Annotated in this window: 11 protein-coding genes; 9 read left to right on the top strand and 2 right to left on the bottom strand. The window is 62.4% G+C overall.

Annotation, left to right across the window (positions count from 1 at the left end):
* The first annotated feature begins 281 nt into the window (after positions 1-281).
* From IE166_RS17875 to IE166_RS17830, 9 genes are all read left to right on the top strand, one after another.
* Complete coding sequence (locus IE166_RS17875) at positions 282-1,664, top strand: polysaccharide biosynthesis/export family protein (protein ID WP_189506627.1); 1,383 nt, start codon at positions 282-284, stop codon at positions 1,662-1,664.
* Entirely contained in the window at positions 1,661-3,823 is a 2,163-nt protein-coding gene (locus tag IE166_RS17870) for a GumC family protein (protein ID WP_189506625.1), read from the top strand. Before IE166_RS17875 ends, IE166_RS17870 begins: the two co-directional genes overlap by 4 nt.
* 16 nt (positions 3,824-3,839) lie before the next feature.
* Positions 3,840-4,760, top strand: coding sequence for a glycosyltransferase family 2 protein (locus IE166_RS17865; protein ID WP_189506623.1), 921 nt, complete (start codon positions 3,840-3,842; stop codon positions 4,758-4,760).
* 5 nt (positions 4,761-4,765) lie between these two features.
* Complete coding sequence (locus IE166_RS17860; protein WP_189506621.1) at positions 4,766-6,037, top strand: glycosyltransferase family 4 protein; 1,272 nt, start codon at positions 4,766-4,768, stop codon at positions 6,035-6,037.
* Positions 6,034-7,491: a hypothetical protein gene (locus IE166_RS17850; protein ID WP_244641568.1), complete on the top strand. Its 1,458-nt coding sequence runs from the start codon at positions 6,034-6,036 to the stop codon at positions 7,489-7,491. Before IE166_RS17860 ends, IE166_RS17850 begins: the two co-directional genes overlap by 4 nt.
* A complete protein-coding gene (locus tag IE166_RS17845; RefSeq protein WP_189506615.1) occupies positions 7,488-9,752 on the top strand; it encodes a hypothetical protein in 2,265 nt (754 codons plus the stop codon). The genes IE166_RS17850 and IE166_RS17845 overlap by 4 nt, the downstream gene beginning before the upstream one ends.
* An 18-nt stretch (positions 9,753-9,770) precedes the next feature.
* Positions 9,771-10,544 carry a sugar transferase gene (locus tag IE166_RS17840; RefSeq protein WP_189506613.1) on the top strand — a complete coding sequence of 258 codons (774 nt, stop codon included), beginning with the start codon at positions 9,771-9,773 and terminating at the stop codon, positions 10,542-10,544.
* 451 nt (positions 10,545-10,995) lie between these two features.
* Positions 10,996-11,661, top strand: a complete 666-nt coding sequence (locus tag IE166_RS17835; RefSeq protein ID WP_189506611.1) for a sensor histidine kinase — start codon at positions 10,996-10,998, stop codon at positions 11,659-11,661.
* Positions 11,661-12,335 (top strand): response regulator transcription factor, encoded by a 675-nt coding sequence (locus IE166_RS17830; RefSeq protein WP_189506609.1) that lies wholly within the window; start codon positions 11,661-11,663, stop codon positions 12,333-12,335. Before IE166_RS17835 ends, IE166_RS17830 begins: the two co-directional genes overlap by 1 nt.
* A 77-nt stretch (positions 12,336-12,412) precedes the next feature.
* Here the strand turns inward: IE166_RS17830 and IE166_RS17825 are convergent, their stop codons facing one another.
* Together IE166_RS17825 and IE166_RS17820 are read right to left on the bottom strand one after the other, a co-directional pair.
* On the bottom strand, positions 12,413-15,175 hold the full coding sequence (locus IE166_RS17825) for a condensation domain-containing protein (RefSeq protein WP_189506607.1): 2,763 nt from the start codon (positions 15,173-15,175) through the stop codon (positions 12,413-12,415).
* Positions 15,172-23,172, bottom strand: coding sequence for a non-ribosomal peptide synthetase/type I polyketide synthase (locus tag IE166_RS17820; protein ID WP_189506605.1), 8,001 nt, complete (start codon positions 23,170-23,172; stop codon positions 15,172-15,174). The genes IE166_RS17825 and IE166_RS17820 overlap by 4 nt, the downstream gene beginning before the upstream one ends.
* Positions 23,173-23,409 lie beyond the last annotated feature (237 nt).

The raw sequence follows: 23,409 nt of genomic DNA, 5'->3' as shown, positions 1-23,409 counted from the left end.
GCAAAGGGCGGACACATCGCCACGGCAGAACACATTGCCGTGGCTGAATTGTTGGCATCTTCAATCGGCCATGACCCAAATGAAAGAAGGCAAATGCGCAGTGCTGTCAGGTTTTTCCTGTCAGATTGCAGCGCTTATACTGCGCTTCCGCACCATCGTTGTTTGTCATTCTGTGTCCGGGTTGATGTTCCCAGGCGTTGATGTTCGCGAGGTGTAATTCCGCTTCAAACGGAAATGCGAGACGTGCGCGCTGCCTGGGACCCAGTGTGAGATGGTCCGGCATGGTTGCGATTTCAGCGCCGTTGAAGCGGCAAGTCTTGGGCGGGGCGTTGGTCGCGGCTTGTCATCGACCGGCCGTCTACGCTGCGGCGCTTCTTTGTTTTTCCGGCATCGTGTCCGCGCCCGCGCTGGCAGACGGGTATCGGCTGGGGCCACAGGACAAGCTGCGCATCCGTGTGCTGGAATGGATTGCCGCGAAAGGCACCTACCAGACCTGGGAAGCGCTTGACGGTGATTATACGGTTTCCGAAGCGGGTACGATTTCGATGCCTCTGCTCGGCGCCGTTCCTGCAGCCGGTAAGAGCGCTGAGGAGCTCGGCAGCGAAGTCGGTCTTCTCATGCAGAAGACGACGGGTTTGCAGACGGCTCCGGTCGCCTCGGTCGAAGTTTCGCAGTTTCGTCCCGTCTATGTTAGCGGTGCCGTCTCCAAGCCGGGTGAATATCCCTGGCGGCCGGGCATGGATGTCACGAAAGCGATCAGTCTTGCGGGCGGACGACAGCGACCATTCGAAACATCGCAGCGTCCTGAGCGTGATGTCATCACGCAGATGGGCGTCATCACGTCGATCGATCTGGAAATCGTCCGCATGTTGGCCCGCCGTGCGCGCTTGTCGGCAGAGGCGGCGGACGCAGCCGACATCGCCTTTCCGCAGCCAATCACCAGCCATGCGACCGGCAACCAGATCATGGCAGAAGAGCGTGCGATCCTCGGCTCGCGTCGTGAGAAGCTTGCGCGCCAGGTCGCGGCCATCGACGCGCTAAAAGGCTTGCTGCAGACGGAAATCGACACTTTAGGAGCCAAGACGCACGTCCTCGAGCGGCAGCTGGAGTCCAGCAAATCGGAGTTGGCCAGTGTCACGGGCCTTGTAAAACAGGGTATTGCTCCCGCAAACCGGCAGTTCGAGATGGATCGCGTGCTGGGCAACATCCAGGCGCAGCAGCTCGATCTTGCGACAAGCCTCGTTCGCGCCCGGCAGGGCATCGCAAACGCCGAACGCGACAAGATCGCACTTGTGGAAGACCAGCGGCTACAGGTCGCCCGCGACATACAGGATACGCAGGCTTCCATCGACCAGCTCGGCGAACGCCGCCTGACGGCCGAGCGGCTTGTGTTCGAGGCCAGCTCGATTGCAGCGCGCGGCAGCATCGAAGCTTTCCTCAACCAGCAATCCAACTTCAAGATGACCATCGCCCGCACCGTCGAAGGCAAGACGGTCCGTCTGACGGCATCGGCCGACACGCCGGTCATGGCCGACGACGTCGTGGAAATCGTGGAAATGCCCCCCGTCGAGGCAAGCGTCGGCGCCATCACGACACAGCCCTTTGCGGTGCCCGCTGCACCAGCACTGGATAATCAAACGGATGTTGCGGGAGGTCAGGAATGATCCCCGTCACGCTTCAGCCAACGCTCGGAATGCCAGCCCAGCCGTTAACTGAGGCGGAGCACGTCTCGTTGCGCGACGTCGTCGACTTCATCCGCAAGGAGTGGCTGATCATCGGCCTTTGCGTGGTGACCTTCACCGTACTCAGCGTGGCCTATGCGGCAACCGCTCTGCCGACCTACACGGCCGAAGCCCGGCTCATCATCGACACGTCCCAGTCGCGTCTCGTTTTGCAGGAAGCGGATTCCGTGTCGCTGGCCATGGAGTCCGCGCGTGTCGACAGCGAGGTCGAGCTGGTCAAATCGCGCTCCATCGCTTTGGCCGTGATCGAAAAGCTCGGGCTGGTGAACGAGGCGGAGTACAATGCCGAACCCGGTCTTTTGACGAGGATCCGTCGGTCAATCAAGGCGGCCTTCGAGGATATGCCTTCGATCGAGGGCAACGAAGTGGATGCGCGGCTGCGCGGCGCCATGGGCGCCTATGCCGCCCGTCTCGGCGTGCGCCGTCTTGGTCAGTCCTATGTGCTCGAGATCTCGTATTCCTCGTCCTCGGCTGCGCGGGCTGCGCAGATCACCAACGCGATCGTCGATGCCTACATCGCCGCCAAGGTCGACTCCAAGGCCGAAGCCGCGCGACGCGGCGCCAAATGGCTGGAAGGCCGCCTCGACGAGCTGGGCACGCAAGCCAATCAGGCCGCTGCGGCCGTCGAACAGTTCAGAACCTCGCAGCGTTTGTTCACGTCCCGCACGGATGGTCCGCTGGCCGACCGCGAACTGCGCGATACAAGCACGCAGTTGCAGGCTGCACGCGGCGAGTCTTCACGGCTGAAGGCACGGCTCGACGCCGTGGATGCGATCCTGCGATCGGGCGCAATCAGCGAGACCATGGATGCCGATATCGGCGAAACGCCGGTGCTGACCACGCTGCGCCAACGCCTTCTCGATGCGCGCATCCGGCAAGCCGATCTGTCGGCGCGTTACGGGCCAGATGGCGCAGCACCGTCCGCCGTTGCCGCCGAGATCGAGCAGATCCGCGAAGAAATGCGCAGCGAGCTGACGCGTTTGCGCACCACCTACAAGCTCGAACTCGACACCGCCGAGCGCAACCGTTTGAGCACCGATGACACGCTCGAGCAGATGCTCGATCAGGCGGGCGAAGCCAGTGTTCAATATGTGAGGCTGGCTGAGTTGGAAAGCCGCGCATCTACCTTCCGGCGCATGTACGAACTCATGCTGCAACATTTCACGCAGACCGTGCAGCGGGAGTCTTTCCCCGTCTCGGATGCCCGCATCGTCACGCCCGCAGTGCAACCTTTCACGCCGAGCCAGCCGAAAACCACGCTGATCGTCAGCCTGGGCGTCGTGCTCGGGGCCGTTTTGGGCGTCGGTGCTGCGCTCATGCGACGTGCGCTCGCACCGGGGGTCACGTCGCGTCGGCAGATCGAAAGCCGTACAGGCGTGCCGTGCCTTGCCGTGCTTCCCCGACCCGGCCGACTGGCCGCGTTGCGCGCATGGATGCGTGGGAGGGAGCTCGAAGAGGATGCCTTCCGCGCTGTGTTAGCGGCACCGCAATCCGAATTTTCTCGTGCGCTCGCAGAAGCAAAGACCTCGCTCGATATTGCGCTGAACGAAAAGCGGCCGATGGTTCTTGGCATCACATCTGTGAACCACGACGCCGGCCGCGCACAGATCTCGAGCAACCTGGCTCTGCTTTATGCCGCGGGCGGTGCATCAACGCTGCTTGTCGACGCGGACCGACTGCATTCTGGTTTGACGCAAGAGATGGAGAGCGTTGAGGACGGAGAGGGCGAGGAACGTTCTGTCATCGGCCGCTCCGTCACGGAAACCGGGGACGGCATCCGGTTCGTCAGCCTTGCCGACCTGACCGGTAAGGATGCGCATCGCGTGCCGACATATCTGAAACTCGCGCTGCGCGAAGCCGCTGGCATTTACGATGTCATCATCGTCGATCTGCCACCGCTCAAGGAAGCGCCTGATGCCAGAGCCATATGCGCTGGGCTGGATGGCCTGCTGATCAGCTGCCGTTACCTCCGCACGCCGGTCGCAGATATTGCCGGCGCGCTTGCGTCACTTGCCGGCTCACCGACGCGCTTCCGCGCCGTGATGATCGATGGCGCCTTGGAGGGTTCGTCCGTTGGATAGATACCACAACGCCTGGATGAGGAAGCCGGAGCAGCCGTTTCTTGTGCTCGGCATCGCAACCGCAGGTCGGCGCGACCTGCTGTCTGAGGTGTTTGCGCGGCTCGATCATCAGTCGACCTACCCGGATCTCGCGGTGGTTTGCGGGACGGCTGTGGATGATGTCGACAAGTATGCGCTGGCGCGTGCGCCATTTCCTGTTGTGGTCCTGCATGGTGTGAAAGGCCTGGCGCTGCAGCGCAATGCGATCCTCGATCTTCTGGAAGCGCATTGGCCTGAGGCAAGCCTCCTTCTTTTTCTCGATGACGACTTCGTGCCCGCAACGACTTTTGTGGAGCAGGCGATCTCGCTCGCAAATGACCATCCCGAGGTCGTTCTCGCCACGGGAACCGTGCTGAAGGACGGCATCAAGAATTCCGGCGTTCCTCTGACTGAAGCCATCCACGTGCTTGATGACGATCAACGGTCGGGCAGGGCATCTCGGATCGGCGCCCTGCAAGACGTTTACAACGTTTACGGTTGCAACATGCTGTTGCGTTTGCGCCCGATCCTGGAGCAGGGCGCTCGGTTCGACGCCAATCTTCCCCTGTATAGCTGGCTGGAAGACGTCGAGTTCAGCCGCGCCGTTGCGCGTTGTGGGCGGATCGTTCGCAGCTCCGCGCTTCGCGGCGTGCATCTCGGCACCAAGAGCGGACGAACACCCGGCATCAAGTTCGGCTATTCGCAGGTCGCCAACCCCATCTATCTCTGGCGCAAGAACCGGATGACGGCCCGCCGTACGGTGACGCGCGTCGCGCGGAACCTGATTGCGAACCTCGTCCGCAGTTTCCGACCCGAACCCTGGGTGGATCGTCGCGGGCGGCTGAAGGGCAATCTGATCGGGCTGAGCGAACTTCTCGCCGGGCGCCTGTCTCCCATGCGCATTCTGGATCTGGATTAGCTGCCATGCTGACCGGCGTTGTGATCATCAACGATCTGTCCCGCGCCGCAGGCGGTGCGACCAGCCTTGCCTTGCTGTCGGCTCGACTGCTGCGCGAGCGCGACGTACCGGTCACCTTTGTTACGGGAGACGCCGGCGAAGGGCGCGCCGAACTTGAGGCACTTGGCGTCAGGGTGGTGAGCCTGGGATCGGCGCCGCTGCTTGAACGGGGCCGTGCCCGGTCGCTCTTGACCGGCCTTTATAACCTTTCTGCATTTCGCATGATGCGCGCCTGGATCGCCGAGAACGACCAGCCCGGCCTCGTTTATCATCTGCATACGTGGTCTCGGATCCTGTCGCCGGCGATTTTCCATGCATTGAAGCCGGTGGCCGATCGTATGCTGATCCATGCGCACGACTATTTCCTTACCTGTCCCAATGGGCTGCAATACAACTTCCGGAGCGCCCATGCCTGCCAACGAACCGCCTTGTCGCCGGCATGCCTGCTGACGCATTGCGACAAGCGGTCCTATGGCCAGAAACTGTGGCGTTCGTCGCGCCAGAGCGTGAGGCAGGCGCTGTTTGATGTGGCGGCGGGGTCGAGCCAGGTCATCACCATCCATCCCAACATGCGCGCGACGTTCCTGCGTGCAGGCTTGCCGGCTTCGCAGGTACATCTGATCCGCAATCCTGCCGAGCCGTTCACGCGCGAAGACCTTTCACCGCAGCGCTTCGCAAAGTTCTACATGATCTCGCGCCTCAACCCCGAAAAAGGGTTCGAGGACGCAGCAGCGGCAGCACGCTTGGCGGGGGTCCATCTGGCGATCATCGGTGACGGGCCTGGCCGCGATCTGCTGCGCACGCACTATCCCGAGGTCGAAGTCCTTGGATGGCGTGCCAAAAGCGAGATCGGAGCGCTGCTTGTTGATGCGCGAGCGGTTGTCGTTCCATCGCGCGGACCGGAGCCATTCGGGATGGCTGCCGTGGAAGCAGCTGGAAGCGGTTTGCCGATCATTATCAATGATCAGGCCAACATTGCGGAAGAAGCAGTGCAGGGTGGCTTCGGCCTCACCTTTACCACCGGTTCCGTTGCAGCGCTCGCAGCCACCATGCGCGGGCTCGCGGATAACGATGCCTTGATTGAGCGCATGTCAGGGCAAGCACGATCACAGGCGAAGGAACTGACGCAGAGCGAGAGCGCCTGGTGCGACCAGCTGATGGATCGCTATCGCGTCTGTCTGGTGGAGGCAGGCGGAACGGCCCGTCCGCCGATGATGCAGGAAGGATTTGCATCATGAGCCTTACCGCCATTGGCGCCTTCACGCTTGTTCTCGGGTTCGCAAGCCTGTTCATGCCGGTAGGTCTCGCGATCGGCTCGATTGCGGTGCTTTCGATTCTCAGAACAGCCGCGGCCCTCAACCTGACATCGGTTGGCGGATTGTCTGTTATCTGCGCCAACCTCTTCCTGCTGTTCTACATGGCGCGAGCAGTTCGCCGCGTCGGCCCGGCGCCGGTTCTGCAATCACTGATGCCACCAAGTCCCGGTTTCTGGCTGCTGTTGCTGGCGATCTATGCCGTCGTTTCAGCGCTGTTCTTCCCCCGAATGATGGCGGGCATCACCGACACCATCTCCATCGTCCGCGATCCAGACGGGAAAGCCGCGCTCCAACTGCGCCCGCTTGAAAACAACTCGATGTATCTGAGCCAGCTGATCTACTTTCTCGGCGGCGTGGCGACTTTCATGGCAACCTTCGCCCTGACAAGGCTACCGGATGGCATGCGTCACCTCAGGCGGGCGATCTACCTCGTTCTCGGCCTGCATGTCCTGCTCGGGATTGTCGACGTGCTGACCTATCAGACAGGAACAGCCTTTCTTCTCGGCTTCATTCGCACCGCGAACTACGCGCTGTTGACGGACGCCGAAAAGGGCGGCCTCAAGCGCATCACCGGGTCGTTTTCCGAGGCCTCGGCCTTCGCCTGCTTCAGCCTTGTTTTGTTCGCCATATCGGTCAGTCTCTGGCTGGACCGTCAGCGACCCCGCGTGACCGGCTGTTTCGCCGTAGCGATGCTGGTTCTCCTCCTCGCTTCGACATCCGGTACCGCCTATGTCGGACTGGCCGTCTTCTTGTTGGCTCTCGTGCTTTACGAGTTCGGTGGTCCTTTTGTTGGAAGGCCGATCCGGCGACCGATCGCGCTGTTTTCCATAGCCGTGCTCGGGCTGGCCTTTCTGATGCTTCTCCTGCTGCTGGCGCCTTCCATCGCAGACCGCGTTCAGGAGTTTTTCGAAGAGACCGTTGTCGGCAAGATTTCCGACGCATCGGGCCGTGAGCGCATGATGTGGAACGAGGTCGCCTTCCAGAACTTCCTCGATTCTTATGGTCTAGGAGTCGGGATCGGCGGCGCGCGGGCCTCCAGCTTTCTTCTGGTTCTCCTATCGAATGTCGGATTGCCCGGCTTCATCCTTTTCGCCGGTTTCGTAGCCTCGCTTTTGTGGATGCGGCTGGAACGAACGCTTTCCGCAGAGGATAGGCGCTTCGTTACAGCGCTGCGTTGCGGACTGGTTGGTGCCCTGATCGCCGAAAGCATCGTTGGTGCAGTCTTCGACATCGGACTGTTCGTCTATGTCATGGCCGGTGGGATCGCGGCCGCATCTTTCGCGCCACATCGCGCAGCCATCAGGCAGTCATTTGACGTCCCTCTCACCATCCGTCCCGCCTTTGCCAACGCTTCAAGGTCGGAGGCGCTCGCATGAGTGACCAAGACGCAGCTGTCCACTCGGCACAAACAACAGACACCTGGACACTGCCCCGGCGCAAGCTGCTTTGCGGTGGCGCCGGCAGCCTTGGTCTCGCAGCATTCATGACGGTCTCGGCGGCTAAGGCTGCAGACGGCGAAGAGGGTGAAGCGCCTTCGCTTCCCATTGTTCCCGTCCGCACGGTGCGGCAGCTGGCGCATATCCAGACTGCTACCCATCTGGCTTACGCCGAAGGGCTTGAAAGGCCTGAAGACAGCGGCGGGGGCCTTTTCGTATGGCGCCCGCAAACAGAAGATGCCGTACCCGATGACGGCCATGTGCATGTAGCCGACGCGACCGGGCGCGGTGGATACTGGGTTCGGGCTGATTATGACGGCGCAAGCGTGCGGCCGGGCTGGTTTGGTCCACTGGAAGCTGGCGCCGACCATGCGCGCACGATCCAGCGCGCCATCACCTTCGTATCGGATGTTCGCGGCGGGCAGGTCGATCTCGGCAGCCGAACCTACAGCTGCCGATCGCGCATCGAACTGGACCCGACACTGTGCGCGTTGACGGCTTCCGGCGCGGTGCTGGATTTCTCACAGCGCAAGGACGTTCAAACACGCGACATCGTTGCGCTGACGGGTCTCGTGGCCGTAGCCGCCGGATCCTGGATGAAGAGGGATGAGCGTCTTCATCATGTCGGCGCTGAGACCGAAGAGCTGACCCTGCCGTTGCAGGTCCAACCAGGCAAACGCTGTCGCATGGAAGTCGATCTGGCCTTGCTGCAGGGCGACCCCAACAACCCCTTCCTGCGCATTCAGATCTCGCCCGAAGGGCAGGAGGCCCCCTTGTTCAAGTGGGTTCTCTCGGCAGCGGGCATCTATGCCTTCGAGTTCGATGCTCCGGATGCGCCTTGCAGGCTGAGGCTGTCCTGCAACAGCGACGCAGCGATCGAAGATTTTCGACTGACGCAATCAGACCCGCGCGAATGCCTGCTGATCCGCTGCCGAGAGGACGGCGCGCAATACGGCCACCGCTGGATCACTGGTCTGAGACTGCGCGGTCCAGGAACGGCCGGCGTGGACAACGGCCTCGAAGGCATCCGCTTCCAGACCACCATCGACAGTCGCGCAAGCAGGCTCGCAATGCGTGATGTCATGGTGGAAGGTTTCGGCACCGCGCTCGTTTTGGCGGACCGCTGCTATCTCGCGCAGTTCGACAGCTGCCGCTTCGTCGGCGAGATCGGCGTACATGTGCTCGGCGGCACGGAGGATGCCGGCGAGAATATCAGCTTCTTCGGTTGCGCGATTGGCGCCGGCCGCATCGGCATCTGGAACGGCGGCGCGGAGCTGAACCTGTTCGGAACATCCGTCAATTTCTGCGATCAGTTTTATGTCGGCGCCGGTAAAGTGCATGCCTCCGGCTGCCATTTCGAAACCGGCCGCCTTCTGTGCAAGGACCAACTCCTGTTCGATATCGGTGCGGGGCTGGTTACCATCGAAGGCGGCACGATGATGGTGAGCGGCCGCGACTTCGAAGACGGCAATCAGGCCGATCACATCGTTCTATGCCGCTCACGTCTGGCGACGTTTCGTTTAACGCGCGCCAGCTGCTACAACTTGAGAACCGCTACCGGCATATTCGGCAGCGGCGATGGAAAGGTCATCCTGCAGGACATCGCAGGGGATGCGCGCAAGTTCATCGCACCCATCGTGACTCGCGATCCGGCCAGCAACCTGTTTGGACCGACAGCGGCGTTCGAAGACCTTGCAAACCTGCCGATCCGACTGGTCGGCCGCGATGAAGTGGAGCAACGCGACTGCCTGTCCCGGCACAGCGAAGCCGGGGTTGTCGCGCTTACGCCAGGAACAGGGAACGGAGGCGATGCCGCTTGTTGGCTGATCGCGCGGGCACTCCCGGGAATGCGGCTCTCATGGTCGCTCGATCTCAGGCTGGAACGGACCGTCACGACCATCGGTGAACGGCCGCCGACCGATGACCTGCTGCTCGACATCCTGTTTTGCGACCCATCGCAGACCAGCGGAAACGGCGAGCCGCTTTCCTATGTGGTGGCGAAAAAGCCGCTTCCGATCGCGGCGAGCGATCTCGTGGAATGGCGAACCCTTGCCGGTTCGACCCTGGACACGCGTGAAGACGAATGGCGCGACGGAACAGTTCCCGCCTTCGCCACGCATATCGCCATCCGCCTCAACCTGAAAAACCTTCAACCCGGCGACCAGCTCCTGCTGCGTTCGCCATTCGCAGCCGCCGTGTGACAGTTCTGGATCAGAACCATGAGCCTCGCAGAAAAAGACGATAGATTGATCGACCTGTCTGCAACCATGCGGCAGGCAAGCGGGCCGGCCATTGTCGTGGATCTGCCAGGCCGTGTTATCGACGACGGCGTGAGGGTGTTGGTCGACGCAGGCGATGCGGGTTGGCCGCACACCGTTCTTACATCAGAAGCCTCAAAACGTCTGCTCGACGTTGTGGGCGCAAGCATGTTGCTGCTGTTCTTCCTACCGGTTTTCCTCCTGATCTTCATCGCTCTGGCGGTAACGGAAGGGACACCTGTGCTGTTTTCGCAGATGCGGGTAGGGCGCGGCGGCAAGATGTTCCGCTGCTACAAGTTTCGCACCATGGCGAGGAATGCCGAGCACCTCCTGCGCTGCCATCTGGAAGCAAGCGAGGCGGCTCGGTCGGAGTGGGCCGCCTTCCACAAGCTGCATCGTGACCCCCGCGTCACCCGGTTGGGTGCGATGCTCAGGAAGTCCAGTCTCGATGAACTGCCGCAGCTTTGGAACGTCTTGCGCGGCGAGATGAGTCTGGTGGGCCCCCGGCCGATCGTTACCGACGAGATCTCCCGCTACGATGACGACTTTACCTTCTATGCCCAGGTGCGGCCCGGCCTGACAGGTCTTTGGCAAATTAGCGGACGCAGCGATACGACCTATGAGGAGCGCGTGCGGCTGGATGTGCAGTATGTTCGCGAACACAACCTCGTGCTCGACATCTTTATCCTGTTGAAAACTGCCGGCGTTGCGTGGACCGGCCGCGGTTCATGCTGAGGCTGGTACAGCCAACGGTCTAAAAAGAACGGACTAGACGTACGCGTAGATCGCTATCCCAACGCCACCCCAGAACAGAAGGGCGAGGATGATCGCAAGCCTGCGATAGAACGCGCCGCTTGCCGTCCACCGGGTTCGTGATCCAGGCCCGGATGTTTGTTGCATCAGCAAACGTCCCAAGGTCTCGCCCTTGTTGTCCTGTTTCGCACCTGATGGTGCCAAATCAAGGTTAACGCCGATCTAACGCCGCCTTGCGCTTCGAACAGGTGGCTCCACGCGTGGTAACGCAACGAAGGGCTAGTTCTTCTCGCGCGGGATGGACTACATCGGCCGCAGCAGGCGCCAAATTCCCACCTATGGTTTAGGCCCGAGGAGCTATGGCGCATTAGTGTCATTAATAATAGGTTTACTTCGGGGACAAAGGAGATTTGGCGATGTGGGGAATAATATCATGTTTATCGAAGATCAGGAGAAGGTTAGCGTAAGTGATAATGGCGCGTGGGCGGATGCATACCTCAGCGCGCGCCTGCACCTGTCGCGAGAGTTGCACGACCGGGTCGGTTGGGACCTCACGGCCTTCAGCTACGAATTGTTTGCTGTCGAGAACGATCCGACCGACCGGCTGAAGATTGCGACGCTGCGAAAGCGGCTCGACACCCTCAACGGCACCTTACGGGGTCTGGCCTGCGACATGCGGTGCATTCAGCACCGGGGGCTCGTTGAAGTCATCAGCAACCAGATGCAGACCTGGTCTCAGGTCACGCAAATTCCAACACTCGTTGAGCTGAACACACCGCATGTTGATGTCGGGAGCCATTGCGCTGACCTTATCACGGCCGTGATCGGCGAATTGCTGACCAACGTCGCCAAGCACGCGCCGAGCTCGACCCATGTGCTGGTTCGTCTGCATCAGTCCGCGATCGGCACGTTGGAGATCACGTTCAGCGATGACGGGAACGGCATCGATCTCGAAAAGGCTTACGACCGCAGCGGCCGACATCTGGGTCTGCACTGCGTGCGCGAGCGCCTCGCGGAGTTGAAAGGCAATTTGCAGATCGAGCCCAATCACCCGCGGGGAGCGCGCATGCTCATCCACATCCCCGATGCGAGGTGGTGATGGAAAAAGATGCGGCAAGCACGGGCGTCTTCATTGTGGACGACCACCCCAGTATCATCGCTGGCCTCTCGGCCCTCATGGCCAGCGAGCCCGATCTGACGCTGATCGGATCGGCAAGAACGGCGGACAGCGCGGCAACGCATTTCGCCGATCCGCGTGCCTCCGTCGCGATCCTCGACATCACCCTTGAGCAGGATCAAGGCTTGAGCTGGATCGCCAGGCTAATGAGCCGCTTCCCGACCGTGAAAGTGCTGCTTCACAGCATGCACACGGATCAGGAAACCCTCCGCAACGCCCTGCAGATGCAGGTGGGCGGCTTTATCTTGAAGAGTTCCGATCCGCGCCTGATTGTACCGGCTATTCGCTCCGTCAGGGCCGGCGGCACTTACGTCGATCCGGTGCTGCTGAGCCGGACACTCGGACGCAGTTCGGCGAACCAGGGCATTAGGATTGCGCCGCATCCTGCACATCCGAAAGTCAGCACGAGGGAACTCGATACGCTGCGGCTGACGGCACTCGGCTACGGGATCAAGGAGATCGCCGCCGAGTTCAACCTCAGTCCAAAGTCGGTCGAGACTTACAAACTGCGCGCGGCCGAAAAGCTCGGCCTCGGCACGCGTTCGGCCATCGTGCGCTATGCGATCGCCAATGGCTGGTTCTCGGCGCTGGACTGATCCATCCTTATCGTGCTGAGGCCGGGCATAAGGCAGCGATCGTGCCTCGGTCGGCGTCGATGGCGGCGGGCTTGTTCTCAAGCCCCGCCGCCCTCCGCTTGCTGCAAAGTCGCTTCGATCCGGGCCGCCGCTTCGGCCGTGCCGATCTCAACGCCCCGCGACACCACGATCTCCTCAAGCTCGGCAATGTCGAACCTGCCTGAAACAACAGCCTTCCAGCCCAGGCTCTTGTCGAAGTCGCGGCCGGCAGGCGACTCGTTTGTCTTGAACATCACCACATCGCCGGGATAGGTTTCAGGCATGTACCGGTTCCTGGCCGCAGCCAGGTAGGAAACAAAGGCACCCTGCGAGGTCGTGGATAGCAGGCGTGTTTCCATTTCCAGCGTGTTCCCGAAGAAACGCTCCATCACCAGGAACAGGCGTCGCGATCGGATAATGGGATAATATCTGAGCACGTCGAACATCGACAACTCCCCACGTCGCCATCTGCGAAGCCTCAGGAGACCGTCGTGGACCTTGTTGAGCAGGCGGATCTTGCGGTTGTCTCGCACATGGGCCGAATAGGCCGGCGCCCAGACATCTTTGATAAACAGCCCCGCCACCTCGTCGCCGCCGGCAATCAGTCGGCGTGCGATTTCCAGCGCGATATTGCCATGAACGCAAACGCCGAAGAGGGCATAGGGGCCTCTAGGCTGCACGCGCTTGACCAGTTCGACATAGGCGTCGGCGATCTGCTCGAAGCTCTTGTTATCGGGCTCGAAAGGCGCGTCCGGATCGACCAACCGCACGCTGATGCAGCGCCGCGGCGTGCTGAAATGCTTGGAGATGGCGTAGATCGTCGAATAGTTGTTGATCGAGATGATCGGAATGCCCGGTGCATCCGGATTGATGTCGTGGATGCGGGTGTCTTCTTCCGGGATGACAGCGTTGATGGGCGCGAACGCCGCCAGCTCGGCTGTGAGCTTCTCGATCGTCGGCGCGCGGTAAAGGGCCGTGGTGGTCAGCTTGACGTTCAAGCGCTCGCGCAGCTTTGCGATCAGGCGGACAGCCAATAACGAGTGCCCGCCAAGATCGAAGAAGTTGGCAGTGCGATCCACGTCCGAAAGCCCAAGAAGCTCGCGCCACAGTTCGCTGACCACGGCTTCAAGCGCGTCGTGATGAGCATTCGTGGCAGTTTCGGCGTCGCCCTTGGCTGGCCTAGCTTGAAGGCTTTTGCCGACGTCGCCGGGCAATTGCATGACCAAGCTGATCGAGATTGGCCGGGATAAAGCCGGCGCGGTCTTCGATAGATGGTCGAGGAGTGTCGTCGGCAATGTTTCGAGCGGCTGCGTGCAGGAGGGGTCAGGCACCACAAGAAGCCGGTAGGCCCCGTTGCTCGGATCAACGGCCTTCACGGCGGCAACCGCCGCGTGTTCGAGGAGCAGCGCCTCAATCGTCGCCGGACCAGGCTGGTCGACAGCAGTTGCGGCAGCCGGGAAGGTGATGGGAAGCGCCGCGATCGCGCGTGCCGGATGGGCTGTCAGCGTCTCGATCGCCCCCGTCCAGTCGGCAAGAAGCCGGTCTGCCGTGGTGGCGTCGAAAAGATCCGGATTGTATTCGATGGTTGCCCGCCAGCCGTCCGGCCGCCCGATCATCATAAAATTGAGATCAAATAGCGCACCAGGCGTGGAAGAGGGGCGGCCAAGCATTTCGAAGTGCTTGTAGCGATGATCCTCCATGAACGCCCTCTGCACGATCATGTTGACCGAAAACAGCGGCGTGCGTGCAGGATCGCGCGGCGGATTGAGCATCTCCACCAGCGTGTTGAAGGGCATATGCTGATGAACCAGCGCATCCCTAACTATCCCGTTCGCAGCGGCCAAATGGGATTGAAAGCCGGCGTCGGGCTCAACTGCGAAGCGAAGGACGATGTTGTTGATGAAGACGCCAAGAAGCGTCTCGAGGTCGGTCTCATCACGGCCGGCGATCTGCGTTCCGATGGCGATGTCGGTCTTGCCCGTCCAGCGATGAAGCACGGCGGCCAGGATCGCCGCCGACAGGCTGAAGACGCTGACCCCTTCGCTGCGGGAAAGAGCGTCGATGCGGTTGGAGGTGTCTTTGGACAACAGCATCGAGACAGCTGCGCCGGCATGGCTCCGCGCCAGATCGCGCGGCTTGTCCGTCGGCAATTCGAAATACGGCGCGTCGGCCAGCCTGTCGCGCCAATATGATCGCTCGGTCTCGAAATCCGCCGATTGCCGATGTGCCTCCTCCCACAGGGCAAAGTCGCCATATTGAAGCGCAAGCTCCGGCAGTTCGGGTGCACGGTTGTTGTCCGCCGCATCGAGGATCTCGCCGATCTCGCGACCAAGGACGCGGATCGACATGCCGTCGAAGCACAGATGATGGACGGTAATCAGCAGATAGGCACGGTCTGCGGCAAGCTGGAGCAAGGTGGCGCGAAGGAGGCATGCCCGCGACAGATCGAAGGAGATACGGGCCTCCTCTTTGCTGATGGATGCGACCCGCTTTTCCAACTGATCCGTGGGGACGGTGCGAAGATCGACGACGGAGAGCTTGAAGTCGCAGTGATCGACGACTTCCTGCAGTGGCACGGAGTCTTCTTCCACAAAGCGGGTGCGCAGGATCTCATGCCGGTCGTTCACTTGGCGGAACGCTTTTTCGATGGTTTCCGCCTGAAAGCTCCCGCGTAATTCCCAGCACAAGGCGACATTGGCGGAGGTGTTGCCGGGCGCCATCTGTTCGAGCAGCCAGAAGCGCTGCTGCGACTGCGTGCAAGGAAAGCGATCAACGACACTCGGAAGCGGCAGGGGTCGCGCGCCAAGGGAATGTTGGTTCATGCGACCCTCCTTGCAGCGCGCCTGGCGCCATTGCGGAAATCTTTGAGGCTGGTGGCCGAACCGGAACCTACGCCGGGTTTCGCCTGGGCAGCGTGGCGGGCGAGGTCGCGGATCGTCGGGAACTTGAGGAGATCGCGCGCGTCAAGACCGAGGCCTGCCTCCATCATCCGGGCAGCAATGCGGAACACCGAAAGGGAATCGGCGCCCAGCGAAAAGATGTTGTGGCGTACATCCACCTCGGGGATGCCCAACACGTTCTTCCAGATTTCGGCGAGCTCGTGTTCCAGTTGTGTTGTCGGACCCTGCAATGCAGTCGGCGCCGCTGATACCGCCAAGCCGGGCAGGGGCAACGCCTTGCGATCAAGCTTGCCGTTGGCGGTTTCCGGCAGGGCCTCAAGCTGCACCCACGCACTCGGCAACATGTAGGCCGGCAGCTTGGCAGCAGCTTGCGTAGCGAGGGTTTCAGCGGACACGCTCTGGCCCGGCGTACAGACATAATAGCCGACCAGCTGACGATCACCGGTCGCCTTTGCCTTCACGTCCACGGCCGCATCGGCGATGCCTTTGACCTTCCGCAGCACGGCTTCTATATCGCCAAGCTCGATGCGGAAGCCGCGCAATTTGACCTGATTGTCGCGTCGCCCGAGCAGCTGGAGCGAACCATCCGGCAGGCGCTTCCCCACATCGCCCGTGCTGTAAAGGCGCTGGATGGTATGGCCCGGCAGGGCAATGGAGCGGAAGCTCTTCTCCGTCAGATCGGGCTGGTTGAGATAGCCATGCGCGAGACCGACACCGCCGATATGCAACTCCCCGATCGCGCCGACCGGCTGCAACTGCCCCTCCGGCGAAAGGATATGCAGCGACGTGTTGTCGATGGGGTGGCCGATGGTGATCGGCCGGCTGGCATCGACACGATCGACGGAAGACCAGATCGTCGTCTCGGTTGGGCCATACATGTTCCACAGCGTGCCGCCGGACTGGGTGAGGCGTTCCGCCAGATAGCGCGGCAGCGCTTCGCCGCCGCACAGCATGCGCATGGATGCATCCGGTTCGAAGCCGGCTTCCAGCAGCATGCGCCACAAAGTGGGCGTTGCCTGCAGCACCCTCGCACCGCTCGCCTTGATCCGGTCCACAAGGGCAAAGCCGTCCGTGACCTCGGATCGATCGGCGATGACCACGGTGCCGCCGCAGATCAGGGGCAGATAAAGCTCCAGCGCCGCGATGTCGAACGAGATGGTCGTCAGCGCGACGATGGAATCCTGCGGCCCGAAGCCGGGCTCCTTCGCCATCGATCGAAGGAAGTTGGTGAGCGCGCGATGCGGAACCTCGACACCTTTAGGAATGCCGGTCGAGCCAGAGGTGAAGATGATATAGGCCGATGCGCTGCCATCGCGCGCCGAGCGCGGTAACGGTTCTTTGTCCTGCGCGGATATTGCCGCCATATCGCGATGGACGTGGATGAGCTTCGATTCCTGCGGCCGTAATGCCCCCACATCGTCGCTGTCGGCGATCACTGCGGCAACCGCCGCCATTTCCATTGTTTGTGTCAGACGCGGGGCCGGGTGGGCGGGGTCAAGCGGGATATAGGTGTGGCCCGCCTTCATCACAGCCAGCAGGCTCACCAGCATTTCAGCTGATCGCTCGACCGCTATCGCGACGCGCTGGCCGGTCCCAAGGTCCAGGGACGCGATATGCCGTGCCAGCTGCGTGCTGCGCTGGTCGAGTTCGGCATAAGTGAGCGCCTGGTCGCGGTAGCGCACCGCGATGCTGTTTGGCCGGAGCGTAACCTGCTCGGCAAACATGTCTACGACGGTTGTTTGGTCGTCGAACAGCGCTTGCGTCCGGTTGAGATCGTCGATCAGCCAGCGCGCTTGATCGGCTGGAACGACAGGCAGGGCACCGACAGTCTCCGCCTCACTGCCAGCCAGCGCGTCCAGCAGGGTTCCGAAACAATCGATCCAGCGCGCGATTGTGCCGTCATCGAGGACGTCGGTGTTGTAATCGACATCAAGCCGCAGCCCGTCGGGCTGTTCAATGACGTTGAAGAACAGGTCGAAATTGGAGAACGCCTTGGGATTGGGCGTCACCATCGCGCGCCTGCCGCCGAAGCTCAGCGCTTCGGGCACGCGCTCAAGGTTGAACTGGACCTGCGTCAGCGGCAGCACACCGGGCATCGGCTTGATGGCAAGGCGACGCACCAGTGTCCCATAGGTGTAGCTGCGATGTTCGAAAGCATCCGAAACATGCGTCTGCACGGCCTTGAAGTGATCGCGCAGGGCGGTTGAAGGCGTCGAGGCCAGCCGGATCGGCAAAAGGTTCACGCAATGGCCGACAAGCCCTTCATTGCCATCGAGGCTCTGCCCGGCCGAGGGCACGGCGATGGCGAAATCCTCCTGGCCGGACAAACGCGCTAGCAGGATATGCAAGCTGCCGAGCAGGGTCGAGAACAGCGTGCAGCCATACGCCGCGCCGGCTTTGCGGACCCGCTTCAGCATGTCGGCACTGAGTTCGCGGGTGACGGTCGCACCTTGATAGCTGCGCTGTTCGGGCCGTGCGCGATCAAAAGGCAGATCGAGTGGATCGGGAACGGTCTGGAACCGGTCGAGCCAGAATGCCGCTTCGCCTTCGCTGGCCGGCTTGGCTGCGGCCGTGTGCCGGAAGAAGGACGCGGCTTCCGGCATGTCCAATTCCCGCTCCGCCATGCGTGCCGAATAGGCGGTCGCGAGATCTTCGGCGATGATATTGCCCGACCAGCCGTCGCAGACGATGTGGTGCGCGGTAAACAGGAACAGGCTTCGGCCTTCGGGCAGCCGCAGCAAGGCAGCCCGCACGGGCGGCGCTTGCGTCAGGTCGAAGGGCTTGCGTGCATCGGCTGCGATGATCTCCTTGATCGCCGCGTCCACGTCGGGAGCCTGCGAGAGATCAACGCGCGCGACGTCGAACTCGCTTTCGGCCTGAACGGACTGGCTCTTGCCGTCCTTGGCGAAAACCGTGCGCAGGGCATCGTGGCGCATCGCAACATCACGGAGCGCGGCCTGAAGGGCTGCGTCGTCAACCGACCCGTCGATGGTGATGCTGAAGGACTCGTTGAAGGCGGCTGACGCGGCGGGACCCATTTGGGCCGCCAGCCAGATCTCCATCTGCGACTCCGTCAGCGGCGCGGAAACCGGTATGGCCGGTGGCTCGGGCTGCTTCGTCACGGCCATTGGGCGCATGCCTTCAGGGGGGCAGAGAATGCCGCCAGCTTGAAGCGCGTCGGTTGCATCGCGGAAGGTCCTGATGATGAAGGCGAAGTCGTCTTCGCTGTGGGCGGTCGTGAGATAGCAGGGAAAGCCTTCCTGAATATGCAGCCCCATCTGCCGCAGCTGCGTATAGGCAAGGCTGCCGAGCGGGTCGGTCTGGCTGAAATTGATCACGAACCAGGAGCTGAAGACCTCCGCCCGGGCCGGCACGCCACGGCTGGCGAGATCCGCGTTGATCTCCTCGACCAGCGCGGCCGTACGCGGCGCGACGCGGTCGTAAAGCGCGCGCCCTTCGCCTTCGATGTGGGTGAGCACGGCGTCAGCCGCTGCCAATGTCAGTGGATGGCGCACGAAGGTTCCGGCAAAGAAGGTCGGGCTCACTTCCGGCTCGGAAGCATCGCCATAGCGCCAGAAGCCGCCGTCGAGCGCATCCATGTAGCGGGCGCTGCCGGCCAGGATGCCGAGCGGCATGCTGCCGCCCAGAACCTTGCCATAAGTCGCCATGTCGCCCTGAATACCCCACAGGCTTTGAACGCCGCCCGGCGCCACGCGGAAGCCGCTGACGACCTCGTCGAACACCAGCGCGATGTCCTTTTGCGCCGTAAGCGCGCGTAGTTCCCGCACGAACTCCACCGGGCGCAGTTCCGGATGCCGGCTCTGGATCGGCTCGATCACCACGGCGGCGATCTCGCCCGCATGGCGCGCGATCCAGTCCAGACTTTCGGGAGCCCCGTAAGGGATGACGGACATGTTGCCGACCGAGCCCGCTGGAATGCCCGGCGCGATCGGCATCGCCGCGCCCGCACGGCCGCCGCGCTTTACCAGAACCTCGTCGAATTGGCCGTGATAGTCGTTGGAGAACACCACGACCCGGTCGCGTCCGGTGACGCTGCGGGCCACCCGCATGGCGGCCATGACGGCCTCCGAGCCCGTGTTGCAGAACGTCACGCGCTCATGGCCGATCATGCGGCCGATGCGCTCGGCGACCTTGCCGGCCAGCGGCGACTGCGGGCCGATGGCAAAACCTTTCTCCATTTGTTCGGCCAAGGCACGCAACACGAAGTCCGGCGCGTGGCCGAAGGCGCATTGGCCGTAGCCGTTGACGAGGTCGACATAAGTATTGCCGTCCATGTCGGTGATGCGCGACCCCTTCGCTGACGCGGCCACGATCGGGAACACGGCGTCTTTCCATGTCGCCCGGAAACCCGCGGCCGTGCGCGGATCGGCAAGGTGAGCCCGGGCGTCCTGCGTCATCGCCTTGGATGTCGGATGCGTTTGGCCGAAACGGTTCACGAGATCGGCGATGAAGGCGCGGGTCTGATCAGGCATATCCGTCTGCGCGGCATCGCTGCCGGGCCTGTACATCCGAAACCGCGACGGGCCTTCCTCAGCCGGCAGAAAGATGTCTTCGGGAGCGGGAACCGGCTGGGGTGCAGGTGTGGGCTGCGCAACTGGACATGCGACGGAGATCGAGTGCGCTGCGCCCTGCAGACGGGTCAGCGCATGCATCTGCTCGGCAAAGATCGCCTGCATGGTCTGCAACTGGCCATGCATAATGCTTTCGAGACGTCCAGGCTCAGCGGTTTCGATCATCGGTGAAGTGGCGATTGGAGCGGCGGGAACGACCGGGACGATGACGGATGTGGCCGGCATGGGTGCTGGCGCCGGGACCGGCGTCGGAGCCGGCGCGACGGTCGCCGCCGGCAGTTCCCGATTCAGATGCGCGGCAAGGCTGGCCACACTCCCGATGTCGCCGAGAAGCTGGCGGAAGCTCACCTTCACGCCGAACCGCTTCTGAACCTCCTGGCTGAACAGGCCGAGGAACAGGGAGTCGAAGCCGAGTTCGACGAAAGTCGCGCTGGTCGGCAGCTCATCGCCTGGCTGCCCGGACAGGTCGCTCAGAAGGCCGGTCAGCGTGATTTCGAAACGTGCAGTCCTGCGTTCGACGGTAAACTCCGGCATTGCGTTCATGGTGTTGGTCTCTGTGTGATCGGGTCCGTTGTTGAGTTCGAGCGACGCTTGCGCGCGAGGGGAAAAGGTCGTGAGGCCCTGCCGGGCAAGCGGCGTGGGCGCGTCGATCCAGAACCGTTCGCGCTCGAAGGGGTAGGTCGGCAGGCTTGTGCGCCGCGCCGATCCTTGCTGCGGCCAGTCGATGGAAACGCCGGCGGTCCACAGCCTTGCGGTGGCTTCGGCGATGGCTCGCTGGTCGCTCACCCCGCGCTCGTGATCCGGCAGACTGGTGATGTTGGCCGCTAGGTCGCCGCGCTTGAGCGTTTGCGCCGCGAAAGTGGAAAGCGTGCGCCCCGGCCCGACTTCGAGCAGGACGGGCTTGGTCCCGTCGCAGGCCGTTCGCAACGCATCGGCGAAGCGCACCTTCTGGCGGCAGTGATCGGCCCAGTAATCGCCGGCCATCACCTCGCGCCCTGCCCACTCTCCGGTGACGCTGGAGACGAACGGCAACTGCGGCTCGGCAAACCGCATCTCATCTGCCTTCGCGCGCAGCGCCTCCACAACCGGATCCATCATCGCGGAATGAAACGCGTGCGATGTATGAAGCCTGCTCGCCTGCAGGCCGGCCTTGGCAAGAACGGCTTCAAAGGCCTCAATGGCTTCGAACGGGCCAGCCACGACGCTGAGCTTCGGCGCGTTGAGCGCGGCGAGATCGGCGCCGTCGATCAGGAGATCGCGCAGCTCGCTTTCCGTGGCGCGTACCGACAGCATGGCGCCCGCTTCGCAATTCTGCATCAACCGGCCGCGATGGGCGATCAGCCGCAACGCATCCTCGAAGCTGAGCACGCCCGCGATACACGCCGCCGCCAGTTCGCCGACGCTGTGGCCTACCATCCCCGCCGGAACGATGCCGCGATCGATCCAAAGCTGTGCCGTTGCATATTCCGTCAGGAAAAGGGCCGGCTGGGTAACCTGGGTGTCCCTGAGCGCCCGCGCGGCATCCGCTCCCTCGACATCCCGGCAGATCAGCGTGCGGATGTCGAACCCCAGCATGGGTTCGAGGATATCAGCGCCCTTGTCGATCCACTCCGCGAAAACGGCTTCACTGTGGTAGAGGCCGCTCGCCATGCCAGGATATTGTGACCCCTGTCCCGGGAACAGGAAGACGAGGCCCGGCGCCTCAGCAGGCGCCAACCCTTTGATGGCCGGCGGGGAAGCGAGCCTGCTAACCGCCTCCGCCGCGCTCTCGCACACGAAGGCTGCCCTATGCGAAAAGGCATGCCGTCCATGTTGCAGCGTGAAGGCAACGTCTTCCATCGCAACGTCGCAGTTCACAATGGATTGCGCGAGCGCTGCGCACGTTGTGTTGAGCGCGGCGTCTGAGCGGGCCGACAGCGGCAGGATGTGGATGCGATCTGCCGCTTCTTCAATTAAGCGAACAGAACGGGAAGGCTCTTCCATCACCACATGAACATTGGTGCCGCCGATCCCGAACGAACTCACGCCGGCCCGCCGGGGTGTCGACCCCTCCGGCCATGGTGTCAGGCTCGTGGCGACCTTGAAGGGGCTGCGGTTAAGGTCGATCGCCGGATTGATGGAACGGAACTGAGCCAGCGGCGGGATTTCCCGCTCGCGCAGCATCAAGGCGGTCTTGATCAGGCCGGTGATGCCCGCCGCCACATCCAGGTGCCCGACATTGCCCTTGGTGGATCCAAGAACGCAGCGCTGATCCAACCCGGCATCAGCGAACGCAGCGGACAGTCCAAGAAACTCGATCGGATCGCCGAGCGGCGTAGCCGTACCGTGGCATTCCACATAGCCGATGGTGGCCGGATCCACGCCCGCATTGCGATGCGCGGCCTTGATGACCGCGGCCTGGCCCTCCGCGCTCGGCCCGGTATAGCTGACCTTGGCAGCGCCATCATTATTGACGCCGCAGCCTCGTATGACTGCATGGATGTGGTCGCCGTCGGCCAGCGCGTCGTCGAGCCGCTTCAGAAGCACGCAACCCGCGCCGCTCCCGAACACGGTGCCGCTCGCAGACGCGTCGAAGGGCCGGCAGACCCCGTCGCCGGAAACCATACCGCCGGGCTGGTGGATATAGCCGCGCTTTTGCGGCACCGTAACGGAAACGCCGCCTGCAAGCGCCATGTCAGATTGGCCTGACTGAAGGCTCTGGCAGGCTTCCGCCACGCAAAGAAGCGAGGTCGAGCAGGCCGACAGCATGGTGATGGCCGGGCCGCGCAGATCGAGCTTGTGCGCAACGCGTGTCGCCAGCGAGTCGGAAATTCCGCCGAGAAAGGTCGGATAGCAGCCCACCTGGTAGTTCGACGTAAAGTCTTCGACCTGATCGCGCCCGGCGAGGACGTTGTTCAGAAGATAGGTGTTGAAGGCAGCGCCCGCGAAAACGCCGATTGCGCCCTCATAGCGCGCTGGATCATAGCCGGCGTCTTCGAGCGCTTCCCAGGCAATTTCCAGGAAAATGCGTTGCTGCGGATCGATCAGAGCGGCATCGCGTGGCTTGATGCCGAAGAAAGCGGCATCGAACAGATCGACATCTTCTAGATGCGGCCGGCTCGGCACATAATCGGCCGATTTCCGCGTCTCCTCATCGAACGCATCTTCCAGCTCATCCGGCGAGAAGGAACGGAAGGCATGCCGACCTTCCCGCACCATCTGCCATAGCTGGTCGACCGTGGGAGCACCGGGAAACCGTCCGGACATGCCAATGATGGCGATTGCGCCGGTTGACACATCAGCCGGTTCGCTCCGGTGGATGCTGGAAAGAAGAGACAGGTCGTTCATCTGCTTCGTCCGATCGCGCAGCCTCGTTGAAGGTTCGAAGAGGCTGATGCGCTTGGGAGCAGCTTCTATGACTGCATGAGAACGCGAAGCCCCGGGCTGGAAATCAGTAGCAAACAACGCGCAAGGACCAGCCGATCTCGCGATCTGTCTGTTGGCCAACTTGCAAAAATGCCCATGCCCGCCTGCGAGTGTATGGAAAGGCGTTTCGGGCACGCGAAGGTAATTGGCCGCAAGCTG

It is taken from the genome of Tianweitania populi, from assembly GCF_014652875.1.
Classification (GTDB): domain Bacteria; phylum Pseudomonadota; class Alphaproteobacteria; order Rhizobiales; family Rhizobiaceae; genus Tianweitania; species Tianweitania populi.
The sequence above is the reverse complement of the archived record's forward strand: the minus strand, read 5'-3'. Positions and strand labels throughout refer to the sequence as shown.